The organism is Streptomyces sp. NPDC026515 (assembly GCF_055567595.1).
The window spans coordinates 198416-210117 of the sequence record NZ_JBVHQD010000010.1 but is presented as its reverse complement, the minus strand read 5'-3'; the positions used below and the strand labels follow the sequence as shown (position 1 = coordinate 210117).

Below are 11702 nucleotides of genomic sequence, written 5' to 3'. Positions count from 1 at the left end.
TGCGGTTGCCGTACGTCGTGTACGGGCTGGGAGGCTCGCCCCAAGCCGGCGTCCCGGCCGACTTAGAAAGCGCTTGTCCGGACATTGGCAGACCGACTCGGAAGCCGTCAATCCTTCGCCTGCGCGCCTTCGGTCACGTTTTGGACTCCCTTGGCCACCGCGAGCCGGGCCGCGCCCACGACGGTACCGAGATCGCCGATCTGGCTGCTGACCACCTCGGTGGGCCAGCTCAGGCGGCCCAGCTCGGCCCTGACCCCGGGCAGGAGCTGCGGATCGGCGCCGGTGCTGCCGCCCAGCACGATCAGCCCCGGGTCCAGTACGGCGGCCACGGCGGCGGCCAGCCGGCCCACGTCGGCGGCGTGCCGGGCGATCAGGCCGCGGGCGGGTTCCCGGCCCTCGGCGGCCAGCGCGAAGAGCCGCTCGACGGTCCGCGGCCGCGGGCCGTCACCGGCCCGCCAGGCCTGTGCGGCCCGGCCCAGCAGGGCCTGCGAACCGGCATAGGCCTCCAGGGCCTCGTGGCGGGGCTCCCGGTCGTCGTCCCAGGGGTACGGCAGCCGGGCCAGCTCACCGGCCGCCCCGTTCGCCCCGCGCAGCACCTGGCCGGCGATGACGATGCCGAGACCGACACCGACGCCGATCCGCAGATAGCCGAAGGTGCCGCGGCCCCGGGCGGCACCCTCGTGGAGTTCGGCGAGCGCGGCGCAGTTGACGTTGTTCTCCAGATGGACGGGGACCCCCGGCGGCAGCGCGACGGAGACGGCGTCGAAGACCGGCCCGGCCTTGGCGGTGGCCGGACGCATGCCGGTGCCCGTGCGGTCGGGTGCGGTGACGTCACCGACGGCGACCACGATGGCCCTGAGCGGGCCGCCGTCGGGCAGCGCCGCCAGCGCCTCGCGGACCGCGTCGACGGCCCGGGCCCGCGGGGTGGCCGCCTCCGCGAGCATGGTGCCGTCCAGGGCGCAGCAGCGCACCCGGGTGCGGGCCGGGCCGAGGTCGACGGCGAGGACGGTTCCGGCGGCGGGCCCGAGCCCGTACACGGCGGCGGAGCGGCCGGTGCCGCTGGACGCGGTGCCGGAGTGGGTGGCCAGGCCGGCCCCCTCCAGCTCCGCCACGGCGGCGGAGACCGTCGGTTTGGACAGGCCCGCGAGGCTCGCGAGCTGCGGCCGGGTGGCGCTGCCGGCCTGGGCCAGCACGGCGAACACCGCACCGGCGCTCTCGGTGAGGCGGGGGGCTTCAGTCACGACGTGTTCCACAGTTCCCCCATGGGTCGGGGCCGCGCTCCCCGGATGGCGGGACGCGGCGATGCGATGCCCTCGCGCCACGCGGTTCCGCCCTGCGGCGGAGTCCCGTCGATCGACTGCGTGACGACTCTTGACGCACTGTACTTCGTTAGTTAACTTCCTAACGAAGTACACGGTACTCGCCTGCCGTGCTCCGCAAGAAGCCCGTCCCGGGGCTTCCCGAATCACCCGACTCCTGTTCGGCCAGGCACGGTTCGCCCACCGCCGCGGTCAGGCCCCGAGCACCTGTTCCTTCGGTGCTCCTCGCCCGGACGACGAAAGAGGATCCGTGCAGGACGCTCCCTCTTCCCCCCTCGTGATCGGCATCGACGTCGGGGGCACCAAGACTCATCTCCTCGCTCTCACCGGCGCGGAGACGGTCGCCGATCATGTCCGTCCGAGCAGCGGCTGGCAGCCGCACGACCCGGCCGCCGCCGCCCGCTGGCTGACCGCGCTGGTCCACGAGGCCCTGCCGGCCGGCGCCCACTCCGCCGCCCTGGCCGTCGGCGGGCACGCCTGTGAGACTCCCCGCCAGTGCGCCGGGATCGCCGCCGCGCTGCGCGACTGCCACCGGATTCCCGTCCGCGTCGTGGGCGACGCCGAACTCCTCGTCCCGGCCGCGGGCCTGGACAGGGGCGTCGGGCTGGTCGCGGGCACCGGTTCGGTGGCCGTCGGACGGCACGCCGACGGCACCCCCGTGCAGGTCGGCGGCTGGGGCGCGGTCCTCGGCGACGAGGGCGGCGCCGCCGGGCTGGTCCGCGAGGCCGCTCGTGCCGTCTGGGCCGCACACGACCGCGGCGAGACACCCGACGCCCTCGCGGCCGCACTGACGGCCGCCTTCGGCGTGGCCGAGGTACCCGGGCTCGGCGCCGCGCTGGAGGGCGCCCGCGACATCTCGGCGGAGTGGGGCCGGCACGCCCCGGTGCTCTTCGCGGCCGCCGACGCGGGCTCCGCGCTCGCCGCCGAGGTGATCGCCGGCGGCGGCCGGGCCCTGGCCGGCCTGGTACTGAGGCTCGCCGCCCGCGGTCTGGCCGTGGACGACGTGGTGGTCGCGGGCGGCACGATCCTGTCCCAGCCACGCCTGTACGACGCCTTCACCACCGCGCTGGCGCAGGCCCTGCCGGGTGCCCGGCCGCGCCCGTTGCGTCTTCCTCCGGTCCACGGAGCGGTGGCGCTGGCGCGTTCGATTCTGTGAGAAACCTGTCCACGGCGCGTTCGGTACCGCAGCTGTGGACCACGGGGCGCTGGACGCCGCGAACACGCAGGTCCGGTGGGGTTGTGCCGGTGAACCACCGGGCCGCAGTTCAACTCCGGGTCACGCGGCGGTCGCCGGAGGACGACTCCCGGGACATCAACTCGGCCTAGAAATGCCCTCGTTCGACATCTTCCGCACGCGATCCAACACCCTCACGCGCGTCCGGAGCACCGGCCTGCCGCGTGAACTCCCCGCAGAACTCGAGAGAGGCCCACCCATGCCGTCACCTGCCGGGCACCACTCCGCTTCTCCGGCCCGCGGACTCCCCGTCGGCCGCCGGGGTTTCCTCAGGACCTCGCTCGGCGCGTCGGCCGGTGTGCCGGCGGCCCCGACGTTCGCCGGGTGGCTCGCGGCCGCGGACGCCAAGGCCGAAACCGCCCTCGCGTTCGTCGACGACTACAGGACGAACATCAGCACCAATCCGACGGCCGACACCAACGCGGTGGTCCGCGTCCTCGGCGGCTTCGCGCGGATCTGGAAGACCGGTTCCGCCTGGAACACCGGTACCGTGCTGCGCGCCGACGTCCTGCGCGACAACATGCGTTACTGCGCCAGGGTCACCGCCCGGCGTTCCGACGCCGGGGCGAAGAAGGCGTTCGTCTACGACCGCCAGCACCAGAGCTACGCGATGATCGCCGGGCTGGGCCCGCTGGCGGACCTGTACAAGGCCGGCTCGCTCGCGGTCACCTCGATCACCGGCGCCCCCGACGGGACACCCGCGACCACGGTCGACGACGCCGTCCCGGCCGGCGCCCCGGCGGGCTCGGCGCTCGGGGCCGGCTCGCACGACTCGGCGCTCGGCAAGGTCGCCGAGCTGGTGGACACCGTGCGTGGCCCCTACGCCTCCGGCAATCCCTCCAAGTACGCCTACCAGTACCCGCGGCCGTGGCGCATGAACGAGGACAGCGAGGTCGTCGACACCGGCAGGACCGACGCCTACGGCTTCCCGGTCTACGACTCCGAGGTGACCGTGGCCCCGCAGCTGCTGCGCCAGCGCAGCACCTCCCCGGCCGAGGACGGCGGCTTCCCCTCCGGTCACACCAACGCCTTCCACCTGGCGGCCCTCGCCTACGCCTACGCGGTGCCGGAGCGCTTCCAGGAGCTGGCCGCCCGCGCCCTGGAACTGAGCGACACCCGCATCGTCGCCGGCATGCACAGCCCGGTCGACGTGATCGGCGGCCGCATCATGGCCACCGCCCTGGCCGCCGCCACCCTCGCCGACCCGGCCAACGCGGCCCTCAAGGCGGCCGCCCGCGCCCAGGCCCTGGCCTACTTCGAGGAGCGGACCGGCGGCGGCACCGGCACCCTGTACGCCTACGCCCACTCGGCCGGCACCGCCACCGACCCGTACGCCGACCGCGCGGCCAACGAGCGCGCGGCCACCCCGAGGCTGACGTACATCCTGCGGCGGCAGGGCGGCGACCTGCCGCTCACCGTGCCGAAGGGCGCCGAGGTGCTCCTGGAGACCCGCCAGCCCTACCTCACCGCCGGCCAGCGCCGCGAAGTGCTGCGCACCACCGCCCTGCCCGCCGGCTACGCGCTGCTGGACGGCGACGAGCAGTGGGGCCGCCTCAACCTGTTCGCCGCGGCGGACGGCTACGGCGCCTTCGACTCGGACGTCACGGTCACCCTGGACGCGACGGCCGGAGGCTTCTCGGCGGCCGACAGCTGGCGCAACGACATCGACGGCCGTGGCGGCCTGACCAAGAAGGGCACCGGCACGCTGACGCTGACCGGCGACAACGGCTACCGCGGCGGCACCGCGGTGGCCGGGGGCACCCTGGTCGCCGCCTCGGCCGAGGCGCTGGGCCGCGGCGACGTCCGGATCACCGGCGGCACCCTGCGGGTGATCGCGGAACTGTTCGTGCGGGGCACCTACACCCAGGACGCGGGCACCCTGGAGATGAGCCTCGGCCGGGGACGCGGGGCGCCGCTGCGGGTCAAGCACCTGGCCGTGCTCGGCAAGGGCAGCACGCTGTCCCTGAGCCTCGGCGGCGAGCACCCGCCGGCCGCCGGCCGTACCCTCCCGGTGCTCGACGCGCCGCGACTGCGCGGACAGTTCGACCGCGTCGAGGTGAACTCCGACCGGCTGCGGGCCGTACCCGTGTACACGGCAGACGGTCTGTCGGTACGACTCGTGAAGCGGTGACGCACCCGGTGGCGGGAGCGATGCGAGAGTGGGGCCCGTGATCCTGCTCCTGAGCGCTCCCGTCACCGCGGGCCCGGTGTCCCCGCGGGGCGGATGATGGCGAGCGAACAGCAGTCGGTCCTCGATCTCGGCGGCCTCGGCGGAACACGCGGTCCCGCACCCGGCCCGAGGCCGGCTCCCGCGGCCCGGCTGACCGCCGCGCTGCGCGCCCGGCGCCGGTGGCTGGTGCCCGTCCTCGTGGTGCTGCTGCTCACCCAGATGACGGCCGCGATGGTGACCACCGCCGTCGAGCAGACGCCCACCATCGACGAGCCGGTGTACGTGGCCGCGGCCACCGACTACCTCCACGAGCACCGGCTGCGCTACAACCCGGAGCACCCGCCGCTCGGCAAACTGATCGTCATGGCCGGGATCGCGGTCGCCGACCCGCACTACGATCCGTCGTACCAGGGCGACCAGGGGCAGGTGGGCCGGCATCTGCTGTACGCCTCGGGCAACGACCCCTGGCGGCTGATGCTCTGGGCCCGGCTGCCGGTGATCGCGCTGACGCTGCTGTTCGCGCTGGTGGTGTTCGCCTTCGCCCGGGAGGTCCTCGGCACGGCCGCCGGGTCGGCGGCGCTCGCCCTGTACTGCTTCTCCCCCGACCTGATCGCGCACGGCTCGCTGGCCACGCTGGACGTGCCGTCGGCCGGATTCGTGCTGACGTCCGTGTGGCTGCTGTGGCGGGCGCGGTGCCGCGCCCGGCTGTACCTGCCCCTGGCCGGGGCCGCGTTGGGGGCGGCGGTCGCGACGAAGATGAGCGCGCTGCCCGCGCTCCCGGTGCTGCCCGCACTGGCGGTGCTGTCGGTGTGGGGCGCGCGCCCGGGCCGGGTGCGGCGCGCGCTCACGGCAGCGGCGGTGGTCGCGGTGACGGCGGTCGCCGTCGTGTGGCTCTCCTACCTGGCCGTCGATCCACGGCTGCGTTCCGTGTCCGCGGTGCCGGTCCCGGCGATCCACGGGCCGCGCGGTCTGCTGGTGGATCTGATGCCCTTCCCGCACGCCTACCGGGACGGCATGCGCCTGCAGTTCGGCATGGAGGACTACCCCTGGCAGGGCTATCTGTTCGGGCACCTCTACACCGGCTCCCGCTGGTACTACCTGCCGGCCGCCCTGCTGGTGAAGACGCCGCTGGGCATGCTGGCGCTGTGGGCGGCCGGTGCGGTCGCGGTGGCGGCGGTACGACGGCTGCGGCCGGCCGCGCCGTACCTGCTGCTGCCGCCGGCCGTGCTGCTGGCCTCGGCGATGAGCGGGTCTCGGGACTTCGGGACGCGCTACGCGCTGTTCATGCCGATGTTCCTGGCGGTGGGCGGGGCCGCGGTACTGGCGGTGCGGTGGCGGTGGTCGCGGCCGGCGGGCGGGGCGCTGCTGCTGTTCGTGGCGGTGAGTTCGCTGCGCGCGTTCCCGTTCTATCTGCCGTACTCCAACGAGGCGTTCGGCGGTCCGGCGAAGACGCATCTGCGGCTGCACGACTCCAACGTGGACTGGGGCCAGGACCTGGGCCGGCTCGCCGACCGGCTGCGCGAGCGCTACCCGGGCGAGCGGGTCTGGCTGGTCTACAAGGGCAGCGGCCTGCCCGCGTACTACGGTATCGACGCCACCGATCCCCGCACGGTGCCCGCCCGTGAGGTGCACGGGCTGCTGGTCGTCTCGGACTCGTCGGCCGCCAAGGCACGGGGCCGGCTGGCGGCGCTGATCGACACCAGCCGCGCCGTCGACGACGTCGGGCATTCGATCACCGTCTACCGGCGGTGACCGCCGGAACCCCGGCGCCCGCCCCGCACGTTGTGCGTTCGGCCGCCGAGGCGGTCGGACGGTCGGCACAACCCCTGGTCACCACGGTCCGTGAGCTATGTTGAGTCCTCGTGGGAGACAAAGGAGGCGCTTCGGTGCCATCGCCGCAGCAGGCTCGCGCTCAGGCATCCGCGATCACCTCGGGCAAAACGGTGCCGGAGGCGGAGGCCGCGCCCACCTCCCAGCTCCGCGAACTCTTCGACGGCCCCCGGCTCTCCCCCGGCCAGCGGCGCATCGCCCAGTACCTGATCGACCACATCACCGAGGCGGCCTTCCTGTCGATCACCGACCTCGCCGAGCGGGTCGGGGTCAGCCAGCCGTCGGTGACCCGGTTCGCGGGCGCGGTCGGCTTCAGCGGGTACCCGGCGCTGCGGGAGCGGCTCCAGTCGATCGCGCTGCGCACCCTGGCGGGCGGCGCCGGAGCCGCCACCGAGCACCGCAGCAACGAACTCCAGGCGGCCGTGGACGCCGAGATCGAGAACCTGGAGAACCTGCGCCGGGACTTCGCCGACCCGGACCGGGTGATCTGGATCGGCCGGGAGCTGTCCCAGTCGTCCCCGCTGACCGTGCTCGGCCTACGCATCTCCGTCTCGCTGGCGGAGTACTTCGCCTACGCAGCCCGCCGTATCCATCCCGATGTGCGGCTGGTGACCCGGGGCGGCAGCGTGGCCTACGACGCGCTGCTGCAGTCGCGGGAGGCGGGCGGCACCTGGGTGCTGGCGTTCGGGATGCCTCGGCACGCGCAGGAGACGCTGACCGCGATCCAGGTGGCGCGCACCGCGGGTCTGCGGGTCGCCCTGGTCACCGATCTGGCGCTCGGCGCGCTGGCCGACGAGGCCGACGTCACCTTCAGCACCGGCATCGGGTCCCGCCTGGTCTTCGACACCTACGCGGCGCCGGGTCTGATGGCCGCGGCCCTGCTCCAGGCCATGACCGATGCCGACCCCGAGCGCACCCAGGCGCGCCTGGAGGAGTACGAGCACGTCGCCGAGCAGCACCAGTTCTTCCTGAAGGACTGAACCCGGCGCCCGGCGCACCCGCCGTCCGCCACCCTCTTCACGCCTCCCCGATTTCCGCCCCCGCTTTCCGCCCGGGGGAATCCCGTAGGGGGATCATTCACCGCAATTCACGCATGAATGTTTTCATACGTCTTGAAAACCGGTCGGCATATATAAATACTGCTCACGGATCACCCCGGCACCCTCCGGGCACGTTCCGTTCCGAGGACGCACCGCTCCCCACCGCCCCGAGAAAGCCGACGGACCGCCCATGCGCGCGCAGCTCCACCCGCAGTGCCGGCGGCCGACGCCCGGGGTCCCTGCACGGACACCCCTTGCCGCCGTCTCCTACCCGCGTCGGCGCCCGGGGTGTTCGAACGGGCATCGCCTGCGCGATTCGCCCGCGGCGGCTCCGGCCATCCCCTAGGCCGGAGCCGCCCAGACATCCGTCGACCACCCTTCCCGACGCCGCACCCCGGAAGCGATGATCATGACCCTGACGACGACCACCCGCATCACTGCCGACTGGCCCTGCCAGGTCAAGACGCCGGGCAGTTACGGCTGGGAACGCTCCGCCACCAAGTGGCTGCGAGAACTGGTGCCGGCCCGCTACGCCAGCTACCCGGCGCTGATCCGGCACCCCGTGCTGCTCGCGCGGCACGCGCAGATCCAGGTCCAGCACGAGATCCGGGTGGCCCGCACGGCGCTGCAGACCGCACGGGCCGAACTCCCCCTGCTGGGACTGCCGGAGTCGGTCATCGAGCACACCATCAAGCTGTACGCGGCGGAGGTGCTGCAGCTCCAGCACATCGCGCGCAGCGTCCGGGTGGTCACCGAGGCGCTCGTCGGGCACAGCACCGGCCGCTGACCCTTCCCGCTCGCAGTCCGCTTCGGTTCCACGTCGGTTCCGCTTCGGGTCCGCTTCGGGTCCGCTTCGGGTCCGCTTCAGGTCCGCTTCGGGCCCGGTTCGAGAGGGCTCGGCTCCGTCACCGATCCGGCAGGGGTGTGATCGGACGGCCCTTCCTGTGCCATGCTCGATCCGTGACGAGCGAGCAGGCACCGCCTGTCGGCACCGGATCCGGCGCCGACCCGGCGGCCCTGGCCGAAATCGTGGCCCGGCAGCGCGCCGAGATGAACCGGCTGCGGGACCAGGCGGCCGCCGACGCCGTGGTGGAACGGGCCACGGGCGCCCTGATGGCCGCCTCGGGCTGCTCCCCCGACGCCGCGCACGAAACGCTTGCGCAACGGGCCCGGGCCGGCCGGCGCACGCTGCTCGAGGAGTGCTGGCTCACCCTCGGCGCCCTGATACCCGCCGCGCCCCCGGCCGGCGACCCCGTCACCGAACCCCCCGCGCTCGCATCGCCCCGCAAGGCACCCGCCCCGCCCGGCACCGCCGGAACACTCGGCCGCCTCGGCACGGCTCTGGTACACGTCGGTTCCGCGCAGGAGCTGGCCGGCTCCCTCCTCGCTCACCTGGCGGCCGAGGCCGGCGCGGACGCGGTGCTGCTCTACCGGCGGCCGCCCGGCCAGGGCCTGGACCTCATCGGGTACGCCGGCATCGACGCGACGCTCGCCGCCCAGTGGCGCCGGGTGCCGCCGCTGAACGGGTTCGCCCCGCTGGAGAGCCTCAGGGCCGGTGAGCCCCTGTGGCTGGAGCACTTCGCCGAGGACCGGCAGCGGTACCGGCTCATCGACGAGCCGCCCGGGCGCTGGCCGTCCCGGGCCTGGCTGCCGGTCACGACCGGGGACGCGGCCGGCGTGACCCTCGGGGTGCTGCGCCGGACCGCCGCGGTCTTCGATCCCGAGGAACGCGGGCTGCTGCGGGCCGTCGCGCGACTGTGCGCGGGCCGGCTCGCCGCCCTCGGCACCCCGTCCGAGCCGCCCGCCCCGGACTTCTCCCGGACCGTGCAGTCGGTGCTGGACGCACTGCCCGGAGCGACGGTGCTGCTGACCCCGCTGCGCACCCTCGCCGGCGACGTGGAGGACTACCGCATCGAGGCGGCCACCCCGAACGCCGTCGACATCCTCGGCCGCAGCGGCCGCGAGCTGGTCGGCGCGCACATCCTGGAGAGCTATCCCTCCGTCGCCGGGGAGTCGCTCTGGCAGGGGTACCTCAAGGCCCTCGACGGAGAACCGTACGAGGGCGAGCCCTACGTCCACGAGGAGGCCGTCGCGGGGACGACCGTGCGTGCCGCCTACTCGGTGCGGGCCTCCCGGCTCGGCGACGGACTGCTGGTGACCTGGCAGCGGCACGACCTGGAGGGGCGCCAGGAACAGCGTCTGGCGGACATGCAGCGGCTGGGCAACCTCGGCTGGGTGAACTGGAACCTGCTCACCCGTCAGGTCCACTGGTCGCCCCAGGTGTACACGATCCTGGGCCGTGACCCGGGACGCGGAGCGGTCGCGCTGGACCTGCTGCCGGACCTGGTGCTGCCCGAGGACGCCCACGCGCTGGCCCGTGCGGTCGCCGAACTCGCCCGCACCGGACGGCCGTTCGATGTCCCCTTCCGGATCAGGACCGGGAACGCGGTACGGCATCTGCGGGCCGTGGCGGAGGGCGTGACCGCCGCGGACGGCATGGTCGTCGAGGTGCACGGCTTCGTCCAGGACCTCACCGCGCAGCGCAGCGCCGAACTCGCCCTGGTGGACAGCGAACGGGCGATCCTGGTGCAGCGCGGCGTCCTGGACGCCGAGCGCGCCCTGGGCATCCGGCTCCAGCACGCCCTGCTCCCGCTGCCCGGCGGGCCGGTGGAGCTGTGCGGACTGCGGGTCGAGGTCGCCTATCTGCCCGCGCAGGCGGGGGTGCACGTGGGCGGCGACTGGTTCAGCGCCATCGAACTTCCCGACGACTCCGCGCTGTTCGTCGTCGGCGACGTGGCGGGCCACGGTGTCGACGCCATCGCGACGATGGCCCAGCTCCGGTTCACCGCCAAGGGCATGGTGACCACCGGCTCCTCGCTGACCGGTGCGCTCGCCCGGCTGAACTTCCTGCTCCTGCACTCGCGTGACAGCCAGTCCACCGCGACCCTCGTCCTGGCCCGGTACGAGCCCGCCGGGCGGCGGCTCGTCTGGGCCCAGGCGGGTCACCTGCCGCCCTTGCTGGTGCGCGGGGGCGAGGTCCGGCGACTCGACCGCCCCGACGGCATGCTGCTCGGGGCCTCGACGGACCCGGTCTACGAGTCCGCCGAGTTCCAGCTGGAGCCGGGCGACCGGCTGCTGCTGTACACCGACGGGCTGGTGGAGCGGCTCGGTGAGGACGTCGACCTGGGCCTGGGCCGCCTGGCCGAGGCCGTCGGCACCCCCGAGCCCGGGTCCCTGGACGAGCTGCTCACCACGATGCTGGAGGGCGAACTGCGCGACGACGTCTGCGTGCTGGACATCCGGGTGCCTGCGACGGACGAGCCGTAGCCCGGGCCGGGGCGGTCAGCCGTCCACCGGGCCGGTGCGCGACTCCAGGGCGCGGCGGGTGTCGTCGCCGTAGACACCGCGCTCGTCGCCGCTGATGCCGTACCAGATCTGGAAGCGTTCCACGGCCGCGGTGAGCGCGGCATCGTAGGTTCCGCCGGTGGAGCCGTCACGGTAGACGTCGGGGATGCGCAGCAGGCGCTGCTCCAGGTCGACGACCTCCGGGCCGCTGGCGCCCTCGCGGAGGGTGCCGGCGCCGTCGGGGTCGGTGGAGGTGTCCGAGGCGGGCGCGGTGGCCGCCGGTGACGTGGTGGCGGACGGGGCGGCCTCGGCGGTGCCCTCGCGGCCGGGCAACAGGAGAGCGCAGCCGAAGCCGACCAGGGCGGCGGCCCCGACGGCCACCAGGGCGGCGGCCCGGCGCAGTCCCGGGCCGAAGCCGAAGGCGTGCGAGGAGCCGGCCCCGTGGCCGCCGCGCGCGGAGCGCGGGCCGTCCGGGACCGGCGGCAGCTCCTGGGTGTCGTCCTCCGTGCCGGCGTCGGGCCGGCGCTCCCCGGGGAAGGCCTCGAAGCCCGCCGGACCGGGCTGCTCGCCGGACTCCTTCCCGGGCTGTTTCCCGGGCCGCCGGCCGGCCTCCCTCGCCTTCTCGTCGGCCTCCGCCTCCTCCCGGATCTCGCGCATCAGCTCCGCGAGAGCGTCGAGTCGGCGAGGGCGCAGGACCCGGACCGGTTCCAGGACCGGCCCGCGGTGCGGTTGCTCAGGGTCGGGCGGTGTCGACACACTGCTCT

General features: G+C 74.3%; 8 protein-coding genes. 6 read left to right on the top strand and 2 right to left on the bottom strand.

The window, feature by feature from the left end; genetic code table 11:
• Window positions 1–107: 107 nt before the first annotated feature.
• Complete coding sequence (locus ACZ4O3_RS22650) at window positions 108–1241, bottom strand: ROK family transcriptional regulator (RefSeq protein WP_467723874.1); 1134 nt, start codon at window positions 1239–1241, stop codon at window positions 108–110.
• 328 nt (window positions 1242–1569) lie between these two features.
• Here ACZ4O3_RS22650 and ACZ4O3_RS22645 point away from each other — a divergent pair, with 328 nt between their 5' ends.
• The 6 genes from ACZ4O3_RS22645 to ACZ4O3_RS22620 all read left to right on the top strand — a co-directional run bounded on the left by ACZ4O3_RS22645 (window position 1570) and on the right by ACZ4O3_RS22620 (window position 10920).
• Window positions 1570–2475, top strand: coding sequence for an N-acetylglucosamine kinase (locus ACZ4O3_RS22645; RefSeq protein WP_467723872.1), 906 nt, complete (start codon window positions 1570–1572; stop codon window positions 2473–2475).
• Between the two features lie 277 nt (window positions 2476–2752).
• A complete protein-coding gene (locus ACZ4O3_RS22640) occupies window positions 2753–4684 on the top strand; it encodes a phosphatase PAP2 family protein (protein ID WP_467723870.1) in 1932 nt (643 codons plus the stop codon).
• A 93-nt stretch (window positions 4685–4777) separates the two neighbouring features.
• Window positions 4778–6475 (top strand): phospholipid carrier-dependent glycosyltransferase, encoded by a 1698-nt coding sequence (locus ACZ4O3_RS22635; RefSeq protein ID WP_467723869.1) that lies wholly within the window; start codon window positions 4778–4780, stop codon window positions 6473–6475.
• Window positions 6476–6609: 134 nt separating this feature from the next.
• Window positions 6610–7533, top strand: a complete 924-nt coding sequence (locus ACZ4O3_RS22630; RefSeq protein WP_467723867.1) for a MurR/RpiR family transcriptional regulator — start codon at window positions 6610–6612, stop codon at window positions 7531–7533.
• A 463-nt stretch (window positions 7534–7996) separates the two neighbouring features.
• Window positions 7997–8380: a hypothetical protein gene (locus ACZ4O3_RS22625; protein WP_384989078.1), complete on the top strand. Its 384-nt coding sequence runs from the start codon at window positions 7997–7999 to the stop codon at window positions 8378–8380.
• 173 nt (window positions 8381–8553) lie between these two features.
• Entirely contained in the window at window positions 8554–10920 is a 2367-nt protein-coding gene (locus ACZ4O3_RS22620) for a SpoIIE family protein phosphatase (RefSeq protein ID WP_467723866.1), read from the top strand.
• A gap of 15 nt (window positions 10921–10935) precedes the next feature.
• Here ACZ4O3_RS22620 and ACZ4O3_RS22615 read toward each other — a convergent pair whose 3' ends face one another.
• Window positions 10936–11694 carry a peptidoglycan-binding protein gene (locus ACZ4O3_RS22615; RefSeq protein ID WP_467723865.1) on the bottom strand — a complete coding sequence of 253 codons (759 nt, stop codon included), beginning with the start codon at window positions 11692–11694 and terminating at the stop codon, window positions 10936–10938.
• Window positions 11695–11702: the final 8 nt, after the last annotated feature.